Origin of the sequence: Moorena sp. SIO4G3, from assembly GCF_010692305.1 — a bacterium.
Lineage (GTDB): Bacteria > Cyanobacteriota > Cyanobacteriia > Cyanobacteriales > Coleofasciculaceae > Moorena > Moorena producens_A.
Map to the genome: position 1 here is coordinate 1 of NZ_JAAHIG010000088.1, position 20,883 is coordinate 20,883.

Here is a 20,883-nt window from a genome sequence, read left to right on the forward strand (position 1 = left end):
CGTCACCCAATCTCCGTCAACCGTCAAGCCTCAACCATTAACCGTCAAGACGGGCGATTCCAGAAAGGGCAGTCCTACCCCCGGTTTGGATATTAACCACAGTTCCCATGGTTGCGCCAGCCCCAGGAATACCGCCAAATAAACCGGATACCAAATTACCTAAACCCTGACCCATCAACTCTTTGTTAGAGTCATGTTCGGTACGGGTTAAACTATCAGCCACCAGGGACGTTAGTAATGCATCAATGCAGCCCAGTGTAGCTAGCACCAAAGCATCAACCACCATTAACTGTAACTGTTGAGTGGTAAACACCGGTAGACGCAAACTAGGCAAACCAACAGCAATTTCCCCAATACGGCGAATATCTACCCCAGAGAAAAACACCAAAGACAAAACTGTTCCCAGAATTAAGGCTACCAACTGGGGGGGTACGATGCGTTTCCATTTGCGGGGCATCAAAACAAGAATTGCTACCGTCAAAACCGCTAAAACAGTTTCAATCGGGTTGATGTTTGCTATCAGTGTGGGCAAACTAGTAACTGTGCCAATGACGCCACCCTTAGGGCTACCTTGACCCAAGAAAGGAGCAGTTTGCAAAATAATTAGTATGATTCCAATACCCGACATAAAACCGGAAATGACGGTGTAGGGCATCAACGTAATGTATTTGCCTAGGCGCAGAAAGCCAAACAGAATTTGAAAAATTCCGGCTAACATGACCACGGTAAACGCCATAGCCATGCCGTTTTCTGGATTAGCAGCCGTAAGGTTAGCAATTACCGCTGTCATCACCACCGTCATGGGACCAGTGGGTTCAGAAATTAGGGTGGGAGTACCCCCAAATACCGCAGCAAAAAAGCCGATTAATACAGCACCCCACAAACCAGCTTCTGCTCCAGCACCGGAGGCGACACCGAAGGTAAGAGCCATGGGGAGGGCGATAACGGCGGCGGTTAGGCCACCAAAAATATCCCCCCTAATGTTACGAAAGTGAATTTGGTTAGTTAGTTGCATTGTTAAATTACATTTAGGTAATTGTTACATTACATGTAGGTAACTACTTTTTACTGTACTGCAAATACATCCATTAGATTTATTTAATGATCTTACTAAAATCATTTACTTAAGTCTATGGCAAAGGCACAAGCCCCAGAAACATCAGCCCTTAACTTAATATTAATAATTTATTAATAAGTACCTTAACTTAAGAAAAACTCATGGCAATTATCGATTTGCTTTATCGGCAGGGGAGATGGGGAGATGGGGAGATGGGGAGATGGGGAGATGGGGAGATGGGGAGATGGGGAGATGGGGAGAGAGATGTAGGGTGGGCAGTGCGTACCAACAGGATTGTGAGGTTTTGAATTGGTATTAGGCACTGCCCACCAGAGGAGTAATCTTATTAAAAATATAGATGTAGGGTGGGCAGTGCTTACCAACAGGATTGTGAGGTTTTGAATTGGTATTAGGCACTGCCCACCAGAGGAGTAATCTTATCAAAAATATAGATGTAGGGTGGGCAGTGCGTACCAACAGGATTGTGAGGTTTTGAATTGGTATTAGGCACTGCCCACCAGACCTATATATGTAGATGTAGGGTGGGCAGTGGATACCAACAGGATTTTCAGGTTTTGAATTGGTATTAGGCACTGCCCACCAGACCAGTATATGTAGATGTAGGGTGGGCAGTGCGTACCAACAGGATTGTGAGGTTTTGAATTGTTATTAGGCACTGCCCACCAGACCTATATATGTAGATGTAGGGTGGGCAGTGCGTACCAACAGGATTGTGAGGTTTTGAATTGGTATTAGGCACTGCCCACCAGACCTATATATGTAGATGTAGGGTGGGCAGTGCGAACCAACAGGATTGTGAGGTTTTGAATTGGTATTAGGCACTGCCCACCTAACCAGTGGGAAGAAGTAGATGTAGGGTGGGCAGTGCAAACCAACAGGATTGTCAGCTTTTCAATTGTTATTAGGCACTGCCCACCAGACCAGTAATCTTATTAAAAATATAGATAAATAACTCCTATTTTATAGTTAATTTGATGTCGGTGGGCAGTGTTTAAAACCGATTACAAACTGATTTATCCGTATAAACCACTGCCCACCCTACCCTTAATATAGTTAATTTGATGTCGGTGGGCAGTGTTTAAAACCGATTACAAACTGATTTATCCGTATAAATCACTGCCCACCCTACCCTTAATATAGTTAATTTGATGTCGGTGGGCAGTGTTTAAAACCGATTACAAACTGATTTATCCGTATAAACCACTGCCCACCCTACCCTTAATATAGTTAATTTGATGTTGGTGGGCAGTGTTTAAAACCGATTATAAGCTAATATTTTTGGGATAAACCACTGCCCACCCTACGATTAATTTTATTACTATTCCCGATTCCCGATTCCCGATTCCCGATTCCCGATTTCCTAATAAAAAAAAATTTCTAAAACCCCTTGACAATATATTTATTTGTTGATAAATTAATAATGTCAACAAACTCAAGAGATAATTTCAGATGAGTAACAATTTTCCTCCTTCCGACAACCAAGGTGCCTTACCCAAGAAAGCCAAGCTCCTTTTGATCGGTTCTCCTGAAAAGGTTCGCAAAACAATTAATGCCATTTATTCCCTTAAGTATGCGGAACCGGAGGAGTGGAGCACTCCGGAGCCTACGGGAAAGCCTGGTGAGGTTATGACCTTTTTGATTCGATACTTTTACGTAGATTAAGATAGGAGTTTGCCAGGGTTGCCCCCTGGCAAATCAGGAATTGTCAAGGATGTTTGGTGAAGGAGGGTGAAGCAGCATGAAGCAAAATGAGTTGGGATGTTATTGCTTTTCAGCAGTTGCTGACTAACTCGGGAATCATGCCATAATTGAGGTCTGAAATTATCGATTTTGATCTGTACTTGTGGAAGGTTAAAGTACAGAATTCGGTCAAGGATTGGGGTTAACCCAAACTTGACCGATTTTTTTTAGGGAGTCGGGAGTCGGGAGTCGGGAGTCGGGAGTCGGGAGTCGGGAGTGTGGGGAGGGTGGGGAGATAGGGAGATAGGGAGATAGGGAGTCGGGAAAAAATCCTGTGTACCTAATTAATATGAGAAACGCTGTAATTATCCTATGTATCAGTTATTTCCCGGATTGGTCAAACCGCTGTCTGATATTGGCCCGAATATCTTCCCAATCGTCAGCTGTCATTGGTGTTGGCTCTGGGCTACTTAGTCCTTTGAGAATTTCCATTTCTAGGGCGTATCTAGTTTTCTGCTTTTGGTCAGCTCGAATTAGCTCTCGAATGTACTCGCTAGTGCTGCTATAACCCCCTAAGGCTACCTGAGCTTGAATAAACTCTTTCATCTGCGAGGGCAGGGCAATATTCATTGTGTCCATTGGGATACCTAGTTACTTACTGCTTGTTTATAGCTATATTGTCAATAATTGCCAATGGATTGTCAATCTAGAGACTGGCCCCGCACTCAACCCAATTGCAAGGCTGATGTTAACGGTTGTTACTACTTAGCCTGCGCCCTACAATAAAAAGCGGGAACAAAAAAATGTGAGCCAGCTGCAATTACCCCTAGATCAGCTATCAGCTAATGCGCTACGTCACAGCGTCGTTCGCACAGCGTGGCCAAACGCGCCCCGCGTGGCCTAAAGGCCAAGGCCAAAGCCTGTGCCACGTTACTTGAGGTGCTATCAGCTGATGCCCTTGGCTGACGGCTGACCGCTGACCGCTGACCGCTGACGGCTGACCGCTGAATGCTTACAGTCAAGCTTTTCGAGCTTAGTAGTACAAATCTATAAAATAAAATATATAAGTTGGAAGAACAATTAAGTTTAATTGTAAGAATTCAGGTGAGGGGGGTTGACAAAACTGAAAAAATCGGTAACCTAACAGCATGAGCAGAAAACTCGCACTGAACAAGCTAGAGCCAAAAGCCCTCAAACAACTGGCAAGGGAGCAGTTGGTATGGGTGATATTGGAGCAGCAAAAGTACATCAAGCAACAGACGACACTTCAAAAAAGTCATTCCCTAGTTCCCTATTCCCTATTTCCATTAATCCACAACTTGTGTACCTCACCTATTTAAGAAATGCTATATACCGATTTCAGCTTTTGACTTATAAGGAGAAACGGGATGTTAAGGGTCTTGGTGGGTAAGTCCTGTGGGAGATCAACCTGGTATTGAAAGTTTCCTGCATAACTTTTGCTGGTTAGCCGGATAAGTCTATATATACTGAAAAATCAGCTATCAGCTATCAGCTATCAGCTATCAGCTTATGCCCTTGGCTGACGGCTGACGGCTGACGGCTGACGGCTGACGGCTGACTGCTTACAGTCAAGCTTTTCGAGCTTAGTAGTACAAATCTATAAAATCAACTATATAAGCTGCAAGAACAATTAAGTTTATTAAGTTTAATTTTTACATCTTTGACCCACAAAGTAAATGAATACTCCTCCCTTAGATGAGGCTCTCAAGACTTACGAAATAGCCCTTGATAACTTGGAATATTCAGCATCACCGATGTCTGAAGAGCAAATTATTGCAGTTTTAAATGCTAGGGATTTTGTTCACGCTACTGGTCAGGCAAAAGTTTACCCTTCTTATCACCAACAAAAAACCCTTGTTGCCTTGGATGTGCGCCTCAAACAAAATGCTTGGCAGATCAGCAAGGTTATTGATTTTTCTAGCTGGCGAACTAGTTTGGAACCCCCAGACACAGCTTGGTGGTGGCATTTAGAAACAGAAACGGAGCTTGCCCGCTGGCAATGGTGGGATTGGTTATGGCGAGGATTGAGCATTGCTGGCTGGACGGCGAATCTTGGCTTGTTAATCGACCTTCTGCCTCGTTTTCTGATAGCAGGCACTGGATTTGCGGGAGCAGTAGCAATTGCTTTTCCCAGTCTTTTGACCTTATTACAAGCGATAAGCGAACTAACGGAAACCGGAAAAGAAGGATTTGATAAATTATTAATCCGACTGGGTATTCCCAAGCATTTTCATGGGGAAGCCCAGCTCGGGGCGACGGAGTTATTACTGCTAATCTTACTAGGTTTTCACTTTTATCTGCCCAATTTTTCTAATTTTTCTAATAGAAGAGGTTTTGAAAACTATAACAAGGGTCAACTCGCCAGTGCTGAAGCCCACTATCAGCAAGCCTTAGCCCTTAATCCTGATAATGTCAAAGCTCACTACAACTTAGCTGTAGTATACGAAGATTTACAACAGTTTGACAAAGCCAGAACTCAATACCAATTCGCCGTAAAAGGCGGTTTTGTTAAAGCTTATAACAACTTAGGTCGCTTGCATATTCTTAACAACAAACCCTCCTTAGCTATCCCCTTACTCTTCAAAGGTTTAGCCGGGGCTGGGCAAGCAAGCATCAAAGTTCGATACGACCTGATGAAAAACTTGGGTTGGGCTTTACTCAAGCAAGGGCGAGAGGAGCAAGCAGAACCAATTCTCCGGAGCGCGGTCTCTTTAGGCAGTAGTCCAGAAGGTATTGAAAAAATCAGCAATCGCGGTTCAGCCCACTGCTTATTAGCTCAGGTTTATCAAGGACAAAACCAGAAAACCAAAGCCCTTACCCAGTGGCAAAAATGTTGTCAATTGGGGTCAAGTGCTAATCCTGATGAGGATCTGTGGCTGGGCTTAGCTCATCAAAAATTAAAGGAGGAAAATCAATCATGTGGTCAAAACAATGGAAAACCTTAATTGCCTTTGCATTGGGGCTAGGTGTGGCAGTCCCTTTCGTCAAACCTGCCCTGCCTCAAATACGAAGCTTTAATCTAATTATCGCCTTGGCTCCTCCAGGTCAAGTCAAATTCCAGAAGCCCAATTGGTCAAATTTTCAACCAGCTTCTATTGGTAATGTACTCAGGGGGGAAGATAGGCTGTTGGTAGACTCAAATGCTACGGTTGAAGTGCTGTGTTCCAACTGGACAACCTGGAAACCTGAACCGGGAAAAACATCCATCGTTAATGAAGGCTGTCCTACCGCCGGAGATAGTAGAATAATTCACTCAGAGGATTATACCGCTTCTACTAGGGCAGCAAATAATCAAAAAATTCCTTACCTATTAAGTCCGAGGAACACATCCTTACTCGACAACCGACCCACCCTACGCTGGCATCAGGTTGAAGGTGCAGAAAGTTACTCTGTTAGGATTCGTGGACTTGCATCAGATCTAGACTGGAAAACCTACACTAGGGAGACAGAAATTCTTTATTCAGGGGAACAACCTCTAGCACCTGGTTATTATTGGTTAATTGTTGAAACTGACAAAGGGAAACGTTCTATAGAGGAAGGGGTATTGGGTTTTCGGATACTTGATGAAAAGAAAGCCAACACCCTATTAAAAGAAGTAGAGGAACTCCAGCAAAAACAGTTAAGTGAAAAAGCAAATACCTTAGCCCTAGCCCATTTTTACCTCAGCAAAGACTTGAAATATGATGCCATTGATATACTTGAACAAAGCATCAAAGATGGTAATACTTTGGTAGCTACCTATCAATTGCTAGGGGATGCCTACACAGAAGTGGCATTAAATCGACTGGCAAAGGAGCGTTACCTCAAAGGTTTAGAACTGGCTCAAGCAGCCTCAAATTTAAACAGTCAAGCGGAAATACAAAAGCGTTTAGTAATTATTACCCTAATTCTTGACAGTAAAGATGAAGCGTTACAGTGGTTGGAAAAAGCCCAAGTCAGTTATCGGGCGTTAGGGGATGAATCAGAAGTGCGTCAACTAGAACAGCAGAAAAGTGAAATTTTAGAGGCGGCTCTGGATGTGAATTAGGGGGTATCGGTATGGTTTCAACTAAGTTAAAAAGGCCAAAAATTTGGGCAACAGCTCTAGTTAGTCTGATCTCAGTAGGGCTAATTACACCCCTGCCCACAGTGGGACAAACTACGACTAAACAAAATAGTAGCAACCAACAACTTATCAATCAAATAGCTTACAGGTCAAAATCCTCGGGATTTATCCCTTTGGCTCTCTTGATGCAATAGCGAGTGGGGGAAACCCCACTCGCTATTGCATCAAGACAAGGCTCACCATTGGGATAATACAGCACCAATTCCGATGCTACTAACTCAAAGGTAATTCCTAAACGGGGACTCACCCAACCCAGCATCTGGGGGATTGGTTCTAACTTTTCGGCTGAACGCAACCAGCCTTTTAGTTTGGCTCTATTTGGATCATAGAGATAGTACTCTTCTACTCCATGGCTCCGGTAAAACTTGAGTTTATCCTCTTCTAATTCTTTAATGGTGTTAGTTTCTGAGGCAATTTAAAAGGTGACTTGGGGATTAAGGTTATCTTCAACCCAGGTCTTGTAAGAACGCCGATGCCCTTTGGGTCTACCGATAACTACCATCACATCCGGGGCTTGGTTGATTTTGGGTTGTCCTTGTATTGGATACCACAATAAATCCCCAGCGACAAACACATTGGGGTCATCTTTGAAGTGGACTTCTAGGCCATACTTAATGGTAGTAATTAGTTCAAATTGAAGGGTATTGTCGGCCATTGGTTTGCCGTCACTTTCGGGATATAAGATGTCATCGGTGGTGGGAGTAATTTGCTGAACCATAGGAAAAAATTTCACCAAATACTGGAAGCCTATTCTATCTTATCACACCCCATAAAAAACTACCATTTTAACAGATTTTTGTGTGAAGCAAACGTGTTATCATTTAATTGGTGCTTGATCTTAGATTCAACAACTAAGGGATGTGTGATGTTTAATTATAGCAATCTCCCCAAGATTTTTACTTCAATCTCTTGGAAACTCTCTTTGGTACCGGTATCTTCTGTTCTCTTGCTCCTTGGTGCTTGTCAAAATAGTCAAACGATCAACCAAACAGTTAACCGAGGTTTAGAAATTCGCTTTCTGGCAGGGAGTGACTTAAAAGATTTTTGCGATCGCGTAGCGTGACCTTCGGTCAATCGCGCTGCTAGCAAACTCAATAACTCCCAACCTAAACTAGAGGATGGTACTCCCTTTTATCTAACCTGCGATACTAAAGGAAGTGGGGATGTGGTGGAGGAAGTTCTTAATCTTACTAAACAATTGCAATCCGGTGCGATCGCTCCTGAAGATTCCCAATTTCCTACGTTAATTTCTGTCGATGGAGAAATTTACCAGAGTCAGCTGATATTCCAGATTAATAAAATTTTTCCAGGACAAAACTATATCCCAGATTTAACTGAATCACCTCTGCTTGCTTACAGTCCAATGGTTTTTATGACCCAAGCTGATTTAGCCGGAAGTTTAGCAGCAGTGGACGATCTCTATGTTTCCTTGGTAGAGGCGAAAAATCACCAGGATCTAGACCCCAAGGCGGCTCCTTTACCAATAACCTACGTTCACACCGCCCCAACCCGTTCTAATTCTGGCTTGCAAACCCTAGTGGCTCAATTTGCTTCGGTTTCCGGTAAGCGTCCTCAAGAACTGACCATAGCTGATGTAAAAAAATACCAAGATCGGGTTCAGAAAATCCAAAATAAAATCACCCGTTACGGAAAATCTACGGGCTCCTTAGCGAAATCGATGGTGAACAACGGTCCGTTTTGGGCTTCTGTGGGCTCTGTCTACGAATCCTTAGTGATTAGTGCCAACAGCCAAGGTAATAATACGGTTAACTATCAAGCGGTTTATCCTTCCGCTACCTTCAGTTCCAACATCCGCGCCATCTTCCCCAATGCGCCATGGGTGAGTGAAAAAGAGAAAGCAGCAGGGGAAAAAGTTATTGAATTCCTACGGCAACCAGAAACCCAAAAAATTGCGGTAGACTTGGGCTTACGTCCAGGGATTTCAGGGGTGCCCCTTGGTAGTAAGTTTTCCCCTGAATTTGGGGTACAAGCTAATCCTAAATACGATTCCTACCGTCCTCCTAAACCGGAAGTGGTAGAAGCGATGTTGCAAAGTTGGCAAAGCTACGCCAAAAAACCTTCCCAAGTTGCTTTAGTCGTAGATGTTTCCGGTTCTATGAGAGGTGAGAAACTCTCGGCTGTGCAGAATACGTTACTGAACTACGTGCAGAATATCGGTTCAAGGGAAAAGATAGCGATTATTCCTTTCAGTAATGAGATTAAGCAGCCCTTTATGGTGGAAGGCACACCCCAAGGAAAAGCTGAGGGGATAAAATTTATCGGTAGTCTGAAAGCTGGGGGAGGAACTCGATTATATGATAGTGCTCTTTTTGCTCGGAACTGGTTAAAACAAAATTTTAAAACAGACGCGATTAATGCGGTGTTGATTTTGACCGATGGTGAGGATTCTGGCTCGGAAATTACTCTCGAACGCCTATCCCAAGAATTACAAACCAGTAACTTTGAGGCGGATGAAAGTATTGCTTTTTTTACCGTTGGGTATGGTGGAAAAGGAGAGTTTAATCCTAAAGTACTGCAAACAATTGCTGAAGTAAATGGGGGCTATTATCGTCAGGGCAATCCCGAAACGATTTCTAAGTTGATCGCAGATTTACAAGTTGAGTTTTAAGTCAATTGTAGCAGTTATCAATTGAATGAGGTACAAATTACTTGGTTTTAGGGAGCAGGGAGCAGGGAGCAGGGAGCAGGCAAGAGGCAAGAGGCAAGAGGCAAGAGGCAAGAGTGAAAAAATCCTGTGTACCTAATAGTTATGAAAAACGCTATACAGTTTAAGTAAATTATCAGTCGCTGATTACCCATGAGGCAACCCATGTTAACCTTTGCAAATCCTCTTCATTATCCCCTAGCGGTCTTAGCAGGAGGTGTATTCCTAGCGATCGCAGTACGAGTTGCTCGACTTCCCAGCCCCATTGCTATACCCCTAGCAGGAGTGGTCACAGTAGCTGGTGCCACTGTTCTTAAGCAAAAGGAAAGTCAACGACCCCCGACCCTACAAAACCCTGCTTTGGAAAGGGAATTACAACAGGTACGACAACAGGCTCAACTGATTGCTCAAAAAGCAGAAAGCCTGCGCTCAGAATCGGAAAAACTTGCCCTTGCTACCACAGAAATGGAGCTACTTTCTACTATTCAATTCGCATGCGATCGCTTTTAGCGATCGCAACGGATATCAAAGCATTAAAAGGTTCAACCAAGGCACAAATTTGGACATTTATCGGCATTTTGATCACAGCAGTTGGCGGTTTTGTGGTAGCTGTTGGTCGTTTTGTTATTTCACCTTTGATCACTCAACCAGGCATAGAAGGTTATCGCGAATGACAAACTCTTTCGGTATTGGTAGTCCATGCAGACTCCGTGCCACACTGCTGGTGTAGGCACCCGATGCATTCAGGATCACGCGGTCACCAACCTCTATTCTTGCCATCTTTTCGTTAAGACAAAAATAATCTGTTTCATAACAGGTACAACCTGCGAGGTCATGGACGAACATCGGTCCTTCTCGGAAAGGGATCTGAGCAACTGCTGGACGTGGTGCCCAGAACATCAAGTTCCAAGCAGAGGTATCCAAAACCACAATGCGATGCCCAGAGGGATGATCGTCTGCTGCTTTGACCTCCGCAACCAGGTAGCCCGCCATCATAGTCAATAGCATTCCTGGCTCAATCACAAGCCGCACGGGTTGCTGGCGCTGGTTGTTGATACGAGTAATGGTTTTATTTACTAAATTCCAAACCCGTTGTGCTTCAGGTTTTTGCAGATGGAACAGGTAAGCCCAACCGCCGCCGAGATTGAGCACTTCAACTTTAGGAAAGATTTCCAAGCAAGATACTAGCAAATCAAGGGTCTGATGTAGATCTGCTTCTGAAAAAGTTTCACCTTCATGAACATGAAGATGGACGACCTCAAGCTCATGGGTTTGTATTAGGCTGTGTAGACCGGAATCTTTTGGATCAACTCCAAATCTACTCCACCTGGTTACTACATTCTTAGCCTTGGAATCTTCGTGAAAAGGAAGGCGAAGTCGAAGCCCAACTCTTTTGTCTGGGTTAGCGCTTTCACACCAGACACGCAACTGAGACAGACTGCATAAATCTGGAATCACACCCTCAGTTGCCAAACGCTTAAGGTCGGCAACTGAGAAGCCTGGTGCTGTAGAGTAGATTGGCCACAGCCCTGCTGCTATGGCAGCATCTAGCTCTTGTATGGTGGTAATGTCTGCTCCTAGCCCAAGTTTAGCCATATGACGCAACACAGATTGGCAGCGGTTTGCTTTAACAGCCAAACAAAGCTCAATATTCGGAATTTCTCTGAGGTCGTTTCGTAAAGCCGTTACAGTGTCAGTGATGGCATCTAGGTCGTACACAAGTGCCGGGGTGGGAATATCACTGGCAATCTTGAACAATTTCTCAGGAATAGTTGGAATAATTTTCATCCAATTTCTAAATTCAGCTACATCATCTCGCCACCCATCTTTTATTTCTTGATTGTTATCGTATTTTGATATCATGCTAAGTAGTCGGACAAAATTAGGTTTAACTGTCGAGATAGGGAACAGGGAAAAGGGAACAGGGAACAGAGGAAATTTTGGCAGCTTTACAAAAGTTAACACAGTTTCGTTTATTTATGTCCAGGTACTTACTGGCAAATATTAATTGTTATGAATAAGTTGTTATCGTTGCGTCGCACTCGAACTTGCTTTTATATCATTTCAGGATAATTACTCTGTCTTGATGCAGCGCGGTCATGGGGGAAACCCCATGACCGCGCTGCATCGCTTAATAAAAATCTCCCCCATCTCCCCATCCTTTTATTATGGGTATTCAACCGAACTTGATATTACATCATTTTCTGGTAAACCATATATAAATCGTCGGGAGTCGCCTCTTTCCACTTAAAACCTGCCGCCTTCATCGTATCTTCTAGAAGTTGGCCGTACACCATTAAGAACTTATGGCGATCGCTAGCAACTATTCTACCTTCTTTTTTGAAACGATAGTCTGTTTCCCAAAAGTACATTTCTTTATTCTCTAGGAAAGACAGATGCTTTTGCTGAGCGTAAACAATACCGTTGCCAATGTCTTGCTCGCCATCTGCATCAATTTCTTCTGCTTGAATATTAAGTACAAACAAGCCTCCGTCAACTAAATGGCGGGCAATATTGTCTAACATTTTAACAGTGTCCTCAAAATCGGGCAGAAAACTGTATAAGTGGTAATCGTTACCAACCCGACATACACCTGCCGGACCCCCATGGGAATATATCCCATCAAAAGATTCTTGTAGATCCATTGATAACACATTACCTTCTACTACCTTTGCCCGATTTCCCAAACGAGCTTTAGCCCGGTCTAACATAGCAGGAGTAAAATCTATTCCAGTTATCTCATAGCTGGGATCTAATTCCAGCAGTTTTTCTGCAAGCAATCCCGTTCCCACCCCTATTTCGAGAAGTTTTTTCCGACCTTTGAGGATAGAGTCCAGGGACTGAGCTTCTTTCGGATAGTCGTAATACCCACTCTTCATAGTGGAGTCATAATACTCGGCAATGTTATCGTATTTATTCATAGTGGTAGCTTTCCTAATTTTATTTGAGACTGTTGATTGAAACTGTTTATAAAGCAAATTTTAGGAAATCAATATTGTTTAAGCAAGCGCTGTTGTATATGCTCCGCGAGTTTGTATTTTGTTAAAGTATCTAAGGGTAAGTAGGCGGCACCTCGAATAGTACCCAAGCAATCTTTGCTTTGACAAATACAATCAAATCCTCTATCCATCGACCATTCGGTTGATGGATAAAAGAAAGTCAGTTCTTCGCCAATTTTAATTTTAGTTATGGCTCTCACAACGCGATCGCTCGGAGCGAAAAATACATTGGGAGCGCAGCTATGATTGAGATACTGCAAAAACTCTGGGTCGAGCATAATATGTTGGCAATCGCCAATTTGGACGGTTAAATAATTAGGGCGATCTAGGATCTTTTTTGCGCCAAATTTACAGATTACCTGTCCGGGCATAAACTCGACAGTGGTGTGTAGGGATTTGCTCCCAGTTTTACGACACTCCCGGAGCTCGGCCCATGATGCAACTTTTAGGGGTTTTTCAGGGATATAATTTTTCACCAAGTCATCCATAGATAGCAATTATCAGTAACTTTTGATCAACATTGCTTATCCTTTTAAGGCAAAAGGCAATAGGCATGCTAGCAATAGTAAAGATGGTTTTAAGCGATGCAGCGCGGTCTTGGGGGTTCCCCCCATGAGCGACTGCATCAAGACAGAGAGTCAGCCTCAAAGAATACTGTACCTCATAACTGCCAAAAATGTTATAATTACCTCAGCCAAATTAGTTGGATGCAGTATTACCGATCTAAGCTATTCTACAATGATTTGGTATTATTTAAAAATTTGGCAACACAATTCAAGGATATATGAAATGACCAATAATAAATTAGGAGTTTAACTCATGAGCGAGACCCCTATAACAATTACTTACTCCTTAGAGGAAGTCTTAAAAGACATAAACGGGAAGCTAGACAGCCTTCAAAAAGATGTCAACAAGATAAACGAAACACTAATAAAAGTAAAGACAAAGCCATACGCGATTGACCGTTCGCGAAGCGTCGGGCAAAGCCCGTGCATGTCACGCTACGCGAACGCAACAGAATTACGAATTAAGCCTCAGAGGCTGTTTACTAATTTATAGTATGTTCAGATAATCAGTTAAAAAAAATATAGCTTCCTTGTAGTAGGTAATCTCCCTCCTCATCCCCTGTTCCCTGTTCCCTGTTCCCTACTATTTATAAGTGTTCAACCTAACATGATATTAAAGCTTGATTTAAAGCTTCTCCATCGCCTTTTCTATATCTTCTCGGCTACATAAAGTGCTTAGACGTAAGAAACCTTCACCACTCGGACCAAATAAGCTACCAGGTACCCCAACAATCCCTGCTTTGAACAACAGTTGGTTAAAGACGTCCCAAGAACTCATTCCCTCCGCTCCTTTGACCCATATATAGGGATTATTACTGCCACCAAAACAAGTCAGTCCAAAAGCTTCTAAACCTTCCTTGAGGATTCTAGCATTGTCCAGGTAATAGTTAACAATTTCTTGGCATTCTTCTTGGCACTGCTCGGACAAAGCCGCAATGCCCCCTTGTTGTGCTAAATTAGAAGCACCCCAAAACCGGATAGATTGACCAATTCTAAACATTTCATTCAGCTCTCCTGCTACAGTGCTTTCAAGGGTTAGGGCAACCGGAAGCACAGACCAACCTAATCTTAATCCAGAGAATCCAGCCGTTTTGGAAAAACTACCAACTTCGATGGCACATTCAGTTGCACCTTCTATTTCATAAATACTTCTAGGAATGTTAGGGTCGGTAATAAAAGCACTATAAACAGCATCAAAAATAATCACAGACTTGTGACTTATGGCATAGTCAACAAAAACTTTGAGTTGTTCTTTAGTGGCAACTCCTCCTGTAGGATTATTAGGGAAACATAGGTAAATTATATCTACCTTGGATGTAGGAATATCTGGAACAAAATTATTCTGATCGTTGCACTCTAGGTAGATAATATTACTTCTACCTGCCAACAGATTTGCTTCTAAATATGGGGGATAAATCGGGTCTTGTAGGGCAATCACATTATCTAGACCAAAGAGATCCTGAAGGCCAAAAGTAACTGACTGCGCCCCATCACTGACAAAAATCTCCTCTGGTTTTAGGTCAATTCCACGAGGCTTGTAGTAGTTGTTGCAGATCGCCTCTCTCAGCTTAATATTTCCGTCAAATTCCCCATATCCTGTATAGGTTGAGCGATCTCCTAGCTTAGTGGCAGCATCAACTAAAGCGTCAACCACTTTTGGTGGTAAGGGCTGAGTTGTGTCACCCCAGGCCATAATGTATAGTTCTTTTTGGGGATTGGATGCTTGATGAGCTTCCATCTTCTTCATTAGCTTGTTTTTAACCATATCGGCGAAGGTATCAGAAACAAACAATTTCCTCAGATTCGGATTTGTTGTAGTCATATTTAAGTTTTTAGTTATGTTTTCAATACTTATAATTGTATGAAGCTGAAAATCTGGAACTATTGGTTAGGGAACTCAAGGCAAGTATACCAGATATCAATGTCCATATCTGGTATGCAAATGTTACTAATTTAACCGTTTATTATTAAGCTAATTGGTAACTAATTTAAAATCTTTTTATTTAAAATCTCTTTAACATTGAATTCCAGTTCTTTGAGACATTATAACCAAACATATCTTGGTAGTAAGTATCCACCAAATACTGGTCTTCATGCTCCATCAACCAATTCGTCAACTCATCCAATTTCTGGTTTCCCTTTTCAACCTCATTGTCATCTTCCCAGTTTTGACTCCAATATTCCCATAAGTATTTGTTAGTATCTTCTACAATCATATAATCTCCTGTTTGCAAGCCATGATTGTGAAAATAATCAACAACTGCAACTGGATTGACATGAGCATCTTCTATAATCAACCAAGGATGAGGAAACCCTGCTAAGGTTTCTGGGGAGAAAACTTCACTAAGTTTATTACAATCCCCTTGTAAAAATTGTACCCTGGAATCAGCTTTTGCTTTCTCATCAAGTAAGGAAATATCGATATCAACTCCATAGACCTTGCCTTTAATTCCCATTACTTCTAGAGAATCAGCGAACCAAACTGCACTTCCTCCATTGAATGCACCAATTTCAATAATTGTTTTTGGTTGCAATTCATACAAAAGCATGGGATATAGGGCAATTTCCATCACACCTTTAGATAAAATAATTCCTTTCCAGGTTTGCAAAGTGGTACTCTTTGTAAATAATTTTTCCCAAGCTGATTTAGGAAGATCGCATTTTTCTTCTCGGTCTGATATTTTAATAAAACGGTCTGCTGTTGAAAGTTCATGCTTATGTTTTGCTTCTTGGACAACACTTTGATAATCCATTTAAATTCACCTTTTAATTTTATAAGCTATCTGTTCTATAATTTTTTTTTTAACTTAGTCAATAAAGTTATCAAGATTGACCTTTAGGATCGTAAGTTAAATAAGACCGGAAACAATGGGCTGGCAGTTCAGCATTTTGATTCCATATTTTCCGGACTTGTTTTGTTCTGATTCCTCAATCAAAGACTACTAATCACGATATGAGGGATCGAGCCGATCGAGTAAACGGCGATTGGCTTTCCAGTTGCCTAAGATCTCATCGTAATAGCTGGGTTCTTCATACTGGCGTGCTGTATGTTCGCAAACTTCCGGTGGTGGAATGTTAGGCGTAGCACCAGAACGAAGCACATTGACTTGAACCTCGCAGGCTTTGTTGAGATAATACATATAGTAGAACGCTTCGGCAACGGTTCGACCCACAGTTAAAAGCCCGTGGTTTCTCATTATCAGGAATTTCTTTTGTCCGATCGATGCAAAGATGCGATCGCGTTCATCGAGGTCAAATGATATCCCCTCATAGTCATGGTAGGCAATGCGATTGTAGAACGCCATCGATATCTGGTCAAGGGGTAACAGCCCCTCTTTCATAGCAGCAACTGACATCCCATTAACACTATGGGTGTGTAGGATTACATTGGCATCAGGACGTTCTAAATGAATGGCGCTGTGTATAGTGAATCCTGCTGGACTTATGTCCGCGTCTGTAGGGTTGATTTTATTACCATTGCCATCAACTGCGACCAAATTTGATGCACATACTTCATCGAAAAATAGATAATGCGGTTTTAGGAGAAATATTGGTGGTTCCTCATTAATGCGCAGGGAAATATGACCGTAGATCATGTCTGACATCCCGTAGTAGTCAATCAAGCGGTAAGCAGCAGCCAGGTCTTCGCGCAAGTTTTGTTCATCCTGACAGTAGGACTTAGTTAAAGTTTCTCTGGTTTTAAGGGTGCTCATTTTTGTATTCATCAATTATTCGCGGCTGGATACCCCATCCTTCTCTTTTGGTGGGGAGGAAAGCCGCGCCTCTAATTATTGGTTGACAATTAAGCCCGTTGAACGTTTTAAAAGCCGGACTTTCCGGGCTGTGAACTGTCCGATTCTTTTCCAGTTGATATCGCTAACGGAAACCTGTTTTACTGTCTCGCCGCTAACCCACCCACGGTAGGTTTTCCCGGCTTTAACAGCCTCAACGTAGTCTCCTTTACGAAAACCATGACTAGTGGTGGTTCCTCCGTATTTACGTCGTCTTCCACATGCACGAAAATTCAACAGATGTAATTGACGACGACTTATAGGAGCACGTCTAATCACAAATAACAAAGCGTTAGTTATATTGCAGTTTTATGGAACACTCAATTTGCCTTTGTTGTGATAGTAATTCTTGCGACGGAAGAAATGAGTAGCAGCTAAAGCTATCCCATCTACCCCATGAGTGTTGAGTGACTGCCGACTTTTATCGGTTTTGTCCTTGACCAGTCCTAGAGCTTCTCTTTTTAGGGCAGTCTCCCAGCCTTGTTTCTGAGTCACTGGGGCTATTTTTTCTAGCTGAGATATTGACCAGTATTGGCCTACCATTACAGGGGAAAAACCTTTGTCTCCTCTAGCCTTGACTACCTCATAGACAATAGCTTTTACTGGGTATAAAAGGCTAAGCTCTTTGGCCACCCTTTGCTCTAACTGGCGATTTGCTCGAATTGAAGGAGGTACCTTTTTGTTTACTCTGTTTGAGAATCGCTTTTGTCTATGAGACCTTTGAGAGTAAGGTACCCTGCGATCTATTCGACGACTTCTGCGAGTTTTTCGCATCATTCGTCTAGTATCCATGCGTTTGCGAACCTTCTTGTATGGCAAAACTAAATGTCCCGTCCAAAGAGTGGCTTTGTTTGACTGAACAGCAATGCCAGAAAACATCTTTCCAGGGTCAATACCAACAGCAATGTCCTGGACTTGTTCTCCAGACGGTTGGTTAACTAATTGAACAGCAAAAACATTTAGATCGTTTGGGTAAACAACGGCAAGACCTTGATTAAGCCAACGACGAGCACGAGAAGCTTTTGTGGGCATCAATGGCTTGCCATCAGGTGAAATAACTGCAACTCGTAACATGGTGATAAACCTCACGAGAAAAGTATTTGGGCACTTGGCCCGTCCCCTGGACCACCGAATTTAAGATGTCCTGTCTAACAGCGACTGACAACACAGTCTTGAAGAGACTTGAACTGGGGAAGCATCCAAGCGTTCGTTCCAAAATTCGGCTCAAATGGTCTAGTCAAACACGCATAATTGGTTGTTTATGCAAGCCCCATCCCTCAACAGGGTGGGGTTATTGACAGTTCCACCTAGATTAATTAGCATTAAATGAAATCAGCCATATCTCCTCAGGAAAGTAATACACGGAGTTTCTGAGCAATGAGTTTAGGTATAGTTCCATCTCTGGATGAGACAGCAAATCCTCCAAGGTAATATTTTTTGATTCAGATAACTGCTCTGCTTCCTTATCCTTGTTAAAGCAGTTAACTGTTGCCTCATTCTTGATGTAATGCTCTAAGGCTGCATAGTCATCAGCCTTGATTGGCTCTTCATAGAATATCCTATGGACTTGATGCTGAATCCCACATTCACCCAGACTCTCGATGATATCTTCAGCCGAGGTAAATCCTTCGCCTTTTCCATCTTTAAAAATTTGCAGGTATTGCTCGTAGAAATCCACGTAGAACGATTTACGAGTAGCTAAAGCAATAAATCCCACTCCCGTATCATTGAGCAAACTAGCACACTTTTTCAACACAGGTTTCAAGTCTTGGCGTGGAATCATATAAAAGCCGTGCATCGACCACAACAGGTCGTAAGCATTACTTTCTAGCTTTGCTCCTTGAATTGTATTAACATGTTGGTTTCCTTGCTGGAAAGGAAGATTGATTTTATTACTCGCTTGAGAAATTGAACTCCCACAAGGGTCTAAGCAATCGTAGACAACATTATCAATTTCTTGATCAAGTTGGATATAGTCACTAAAAGCTTGTAACCAGCGCCCTGTGCCACAGGCAACATCCAGTAATCTGAGATCAGACGAAGATTTTCTTCGATGATATTGTGATAAGAAAGTACCCGACCAGTCGAAACGCTGGGCAAGCTGCCAATAATCAATTACTGGATCTTGGTCTTCTGGACTTCTTTGTTCAACAGTAACACTCGGAGCTGGCAATACAAAAACCCCAATCGGTTCATTTATAAACGCTTTACCACTGTCTTCAATCTCAGCCAACCGCCAAAATGCCTGGAGAATCTTGAAAAATTTGGCTTCCTGAAGCTGGCGCAAATCGCATTCCATACAAAAGGACATAATTTTGACACCATTTTCCAAGCCTTGGAGGCATTCAGTTACATCCAAGCGAGCATCGACATGGTGATACTGATGCGGATGGGATTTAGTATCCAGTAAGCCTCTAATGTCCTCTGCAGTGAACATCTCATTTTGATTCCCTTTGGCTTCGAGCATATGCTCGCCCTGGATTTGAGGGATACCTGTAGCTGTTTGGTGGACAATGACTACTTGTCCGCCTTCCTTGGTTTGAGTTAGGGCGCTCTGTATCGCTTGGTAAGGCTCGTCAAAGTAGTATAAAACGTGGGTCAACAGAACCAAATCGTACTTCTGTTGGCTTTCAAACTTACTGGGTTCAAAATACTCATCACGCACGGACACCTCTACGTTTTCGCCGAAAGATGCCTGGTCGAGTCGTTCTAGAAAGCGTCCGCGATGGATCGGGTTTGGTTCAAGTGCGACATAGTTTAACTGCTTCCACCGTGGATTAAGCCTGGGAATCAGGCTCTGTATAATTTCAAGATCAATATCACCTTCGCCACTGCCAATACTGAGTACCGAGAAGGTATCGTCTTGGTGTGAGCGTGAATAACTTCCCTCCAGTAATACTGTTACATTATTGCGGAACCACTCAATGGCAGCAACTGTCATGGTCGAAGCTGCCTTGCGTAACTCATAACTCTCGGCGTAAAACTTATCATCCAGTGGCGGAGCGACAAATTTTTGATCGTGTGGCGAGTGACGCTCACTTGCCAAGGATGTAGGGTTTTCGAGAGATTTATACTGGATTTTCATTGAAAAAAATTATGTGAGGATTAAGACCAAATCAGTCAAAATCACAGAACAACTCTAAGCTATTCTACAATCAGATTTTATTATTTCAAGATTTGGCAACAAAAGTCAAGGGTGTCTGAAATGACGTCAACTTTCAGCCGTCACCTGCCAGTTAATCATTTATCAATGATTAACTTTATTACAATAATTAACTGTATTTTATTGATATAATGCTTAATTTAATGATAAATTTAAACTTTGTTAAATTTAGTTAAATTTGGCAACCAAGAAGGGAGTCAGCAGTGAGGGGAAGGGAAGCTGAGCGCTATTCATAGTTACGAGGCTCCTCCTCGAATGCAGTGGAAGGAGCTGCAGAGGCTTCACTCAGAACAGAAAGTGGATAATAAAAACAGTCCCCTAGCAGACAACTAGGGGAGAACAGAAAAATATATCTATAATAGGAGTTTAACCCATGAGCGAGACACCCATAACAATTACTTACTCCTTAGAGGAAGTCTTAAAAGACATAAACGGGAAGCTAGACAGCCTTCAAAAAGATGTCAATAAGATAAACGAAAGACTAATAAAAGTAGAGACACAAGTAGACGCGATTGCAACGGATGTCAAAGAATTAAAAGGTTCAACCAAGGCACAAATTTGGACATTGATCGGCATTTTGGTCACAGCAGTTGGCGGTTTTCTGGTAGCTGTTGGTCGTGTTGTGATTTCAGGCAACCCCTAATTTATTCTCAAAGGATGGATTGGAGCCAGCAGAGGTTACGGATTTAGAGTAAGCGTTCGCGTTCGCGCAGCGTCGGCTCTGCCGAAAGCGGTTCTTTTGGAACATCGCGAAGCGGTTCTTTTGGAACATCGCATTTGCCAAAAAACCACTATGCTAGCAGCAGATTGATCAC

Annotated in this window: 25 protein-coding genes and 2 pseudogenes; 12 read left to right on the forward strand and 15 right to left on the reverse strand. The window is 42.6% G+C overall.

Annotated elements, in window-relative coordinates:
• Positions 1–55: 55 nt before the first annotated feature.
• Positions 56–1,015: pseudogene (locus tag F6J99_RS17320) on the reverse strand (solute carrier family 23 protein); the annotation flags it as partial.
• Positions 1,016–1,218: 203 nt separating this feature from the next.
• Here F6J99_RS17320 and F6J99_RS17325 point away from each other — a divergent pair.
• On the forward strand, positions 1,219–1,365 hold the full coding sequence (locus tag F6J99_RS17325; protein ID WP_293113977.1) for a hypothetical protein: 147 nt from the start codon (positions 1,219–1,221) through the stop codon (positions 1,363–1,365).
• A 1,162-nt stretch (positions 1,366–2,527) separates the two neighbouring features.
• Complete coding sequence (locus F6J99_RS17330; RefSeq protein WP_293113978.1) at positions 2,528–2,740, forward strand: hypothetical protein; 213 nt, start codon at positions 2,528–2,530, stop codon at positions 2,738–2,740.
• Positions 2,741–3,139: 399 nt separating this feature from the next.
• Here F6J99_RS17330 and F6J99_RS17335 read toward each other — a convergent pair whose 3' ends face one another.
• Positions 3,140–3,397 (reverse strand): type II toxin-antitoxin system ParD family antitoxin, encoded by a 258-nt coding sequence (locus F6J99_RS17335; RefSeq protein ID WP_293113979.1) that lies wholly within the window; start codon positions 3,395–3,397, stop codon positions 3,140–3,142.
• Positions 3,398–3,600: 203 nt separating this feature from the next.
• Positions 3,601–3,780, reverse strand: a complete 180-nt coding sequence (locus F6J99_RS17340; RefSeq protein WP_149031329.1) for a hypothetical protein — start codon at positions 3,778–3,780, stop codon at positions 3,601–3,603.
• Between the two features lie 126 nt (positions 3,781–3,906).
• Here F6J99_RS17340 and F6J99_RS17345 point away from each other — a divergent pair, with 126 nt between their 5' ends.
• The 3 genes from F6J99_RS17345 (at position 3,907) to F6J99_RS17355 (ending at position 6,806) form a co-directional block, all read left to right on the forward strand.
• On the forward strand, positions 3,907–4,098 hold the full coding sequence (locus F6J99_RS17345; protein WP_149031328.1) for a hypothetical protein: 192 nt from the start codon (positions 3,907–3,909) through the stop codon (positions 4,096–4,098).
• Positions 4,099–4,455: 357 nt separating this feature from the next.
• Positions 4,456–5,724 (forward strand): tetratricopeptide repeat protein, encoded by a 1,269-nt coding sequence (locus F6J99_RS17350; RefSeq protein WP_293113980.1) that lies wholly within the window; start codon positions 4,456–4,458, stop codon positions 5,722–5,724.
• Positions 5,697–6,806: a hypothetical protein gene (locus tag F6J99_RS17355; RefSeq protein WP_293113981.1), complete on the forward strand. Its 1,110-nt coding sequence runs from the start codon at positions 5,697–5,699 to the stop codon at positions 6,804–6,806. The genes F6J99_RS17350 and F6J99_RS17355 overlap by 28 nt, the downstream gene beginning before the upstream one ends.
• A gap of 160 nt (positions 6,807–6,966) precedes the next feature.
• Here the strand turns inward: F6J99_RS17355 and F6J99_RS45620 are convergent, their stop codons facing one another.
• Positions 6,967–7,179: a hypothetical protein gene (locus F6J99_RS45620; RefSeq protein ID WP_365973536.1), complete on the reverse strand. Its 213-nt coding sequence runs from the start codon at positions 7,177–7,179 to the stop codon at positions 6,967–6,969.
• A 120-nt stretch (positions 7,180–7,299) separates the two neighbouring features.
• Positions 7,300–7,617, reverse strand: a complete 318-nt coding sequence (locus tag F6J99_RS17365) for a hypothetical protein (protein ID WP_293113982.1) — start codon at positions 7,615–7,617, stop codon at positions 7,300–7,302.
• A gap of 132 nt (positions 7,618–7,749) precedes the next feature.
• Between F6J99_RS17365 and F6J99_RS17370 the strand changes: the two genes are divergently transcribed.
• The 3 genes and pseudogenes from F6J99_RS17370 (at position 7,750) to F6J99_RS17380 (ending at position 9,513) form a co-directional block, all read left to right on the forward strand.
• Positions 7,750–7,947, forward strand: coding sequence for a hypothetical protein (locus tag F6J99_RS17370; protein WP_229424154.1), 198 nt, complete (start codon positions 7,750–7,752; stop codon positions 7,945–7,947).
• 72 nt (positions 7,948–8,019) lie between these two features.
• Positions 8,020–8,871: pseudogene (locus F6J99_RS17375) on the forward strand (extracellular solute-binding protein); the annotation flags it as partial.
• A gap of 57 nt (positions 8,872–8,928) precedes the next feature.
• Positions 8,929–9,513, forward strand: coding sequence for a VWA domain-containing protein (locus F6J99_RS17380; protein WP_267876633.1), 585 nt, complete (start codon positions 8,929–8,931; stop codon positions 9,511–9,513).
• A gap of 47 nt (positions 9,514–9,560) precedes the next feature.
• Here the strand turns inward: F6J99_RS17380 and F6J99_RS17385 are convergent, their stop codons facing one another.
• On the reverse strand, positions 9,561–9,704 hold the full coding sequence (locus tag F6J99_RS17385; protein WP_293113983.1) for a hypothetical protein: 144 nt from the start codon (positions 9,702–9,704) through the stop codon (positions 9,561–9,563).
• A gap of 10 nt (positions 9,705–9,714) precedes the next feature.
• Between F6J99_RS17385 and F6J99_RS17390 the strand changes: the two genes are divergently transcribed.
• Positions 9,715–10,059, forward strand: coding sequence for a hypothetical protein (locus F6J99_RS17390; RefSeq protein ID WP_293113984.1), 345 nt, complete (start codon positions 9,715–9,717; stop codon positions 10,057–10,059).
• Positions 10,044–10,223: a hypothetical protein gene (locus tag F6J99_RS17395; RefSeq protein WP_293113985.1), complete on the forward strand. Its 180-nt coding sequence runs from the start codon at positions 10,044–10,046 to the stop codon at positions 10,221–10,223. Before F6J99_RS17390 ends, F6J99_RS17395 begins: the two co-directional genes overlap by 16 nt.
• Here the strand turns inward: F6J99_RS17395 and F6J99_RS17400 are convergent.
• The 3 genes from F6J99_RS17400 to F6J99_RS17410 all read right to left on the reverse strand — a co-directional run bounded on the left by F6J99_RS17400 (position 10,189) and on the right by F6J99_RS17410 (position 13,024).
• Complete coding sequence (locus F6J99_RS17400; protein ID WP_293113986.1) at positions 10,189–11,514, reverse strand: hypothetical protein; 1,326 nt, start codon at positions 11,512–11,514, stop codon at positions 10,189–10,191. The two genes, F6J99_RS17395 and F6J99_RS17400, sit on opposite strands and share 35 nt — an antisense overlap.
• 227 nt (positions 11,515–11,741) lie before the next feature.
• A complete protein-coding gene (locus F6J99_RS17405; protein ID WP_293113987.1) occupies positions 11,742–12,470 on the reverse strand; it encodes a class I SAM-dependent methyltransferase in 729 nt (242 codons plus the stop codon).
• 68 nt (positions 12,471–12,538) lie between these two features.
• On the reverse strand, positions 12,539–13,024 hold the full coding sequence (locus F6J99_RS17410; RefSeq protein ID WP_293113988.1) for an SET domain-containing protein-lysine N-methyltransferase: 486 nt from the start codon (positions 13,022–13,024) through the stop codon (positions 12,539–12,541).
• 343 nt (positions 13,025–13,367) lie between these two features.
• Between F6J99_RS17410 and F6J99_RS17415 the strand changes: the two genes are divergently transcribed.
• Positions 13,368–13,607 carry a hypothetical protein gene (locus tag F6J99_RS17415; protein WP_293113989.1) on the forward strand — a complete coding sequence of 80 codons (240 nt, stop codon included), beginning with the start codon at positions 13,368–13,370 and terminating at the stop codon, positions 13,605–13,607.
• 132 nt (positions 13,608–13,739) lie between these two features.
• On the opposite strand, the gene F6J99_RS17420 is transcribed toward F6J99_RS17415, so the two are convergent.
• The 6 genes from F6J99_RS17420 to F6J99_RS17440 form a co-directional block, all read right to left on the reverse strand.
• A complete protein-coding gene (locus F6J99_RS17420) occupies positions 13,740–14,936 on the reverse strand; it encodes an LL-diaminopimelate aminotransferase (RefSeq protein ID WP_293113990.1) in 1,197 nt (398 codons plus the stop codon).
• A 181-nt stretch (positions 14,937–15,117) separates the two neighbouring features.
• Positions 15,118–15,867 (reverse strand): CmcI family methyltransferase, encoded by a 750-nt coding sequence (locus F6J99_RS17425; protein ID WP_293113991.1) that lies wholly within the window; start codon positions 15,865–15,867, stop codon positions 15,118–15,120.
• A 189-nt stretch (positions 15,868–16,056) separates the two neighbouring features.
• Positions 16,057–16,827, reverse strand: a complete 771-nt coding sequence (locus tag F6J99_RS17430) for a class II aldolase/adducin family protein (protein ID WP_293113992.1) — start codon at positions 16,825–16,827, stop codon at positions 16,057–16,059.
• A 75-nt stretch (positions 16,828–16,902) separates the two neighbouring features.
• Positions 16,903–17,142 (reverse strand): hypothetical protein, encoded by a 240-nt coding sequence (locus F6J99_RS45625; RefSeq protein WP_365973542.1) that lies wholly within the window; start codon positions 17,140–17,142, stop codon positions 16,903–16,905.
• Positions 17,143–17,214: 72 nt separating this feature from the next.
• On the reverse strand, positions 17,215–17,979 hold the full coding sequence (locus F6J99_RS17435; protein ID WP_365973544.1) for an RRXRR domain-containing protein: 765 nt from the start codon (positions 17,977–17,979) through the stop codon (positions 17,215–17,217).
• Between the two features lie 238 nt (positions 17,980–18,217).
• The gene (locus tag F6J99_RS17440) at positions 18,218–19,990 is read right to left on the reverse strand and encodes a class I SAM-dependent methyltransferase (RefSeq protein ID WP_293113993.1); all 1,773 of its coding nucleotides are present in this window, start codon (positions 19,988–19,990) and stop codon (positions 18,218–18,220) included.
• A 451-nt stretch (positions 19,991–20,441) separates the two neighbouring features.
• Between F6J99_RS17440 and F6J99_RS17445 the strand changes: the two genes are divergently transcribed.
• A complete protein-coding gene (locus F6J99_RS17445) occupies positions 20,442–20,711 on the forward strand; it encodes a hemolysin XhlA family protein (protein ID WP_293113994.1) in 270 nt (89 codons plus the stop codon).
• Positions 20,712–20,883: the final 172 nt, after the last annotated feature.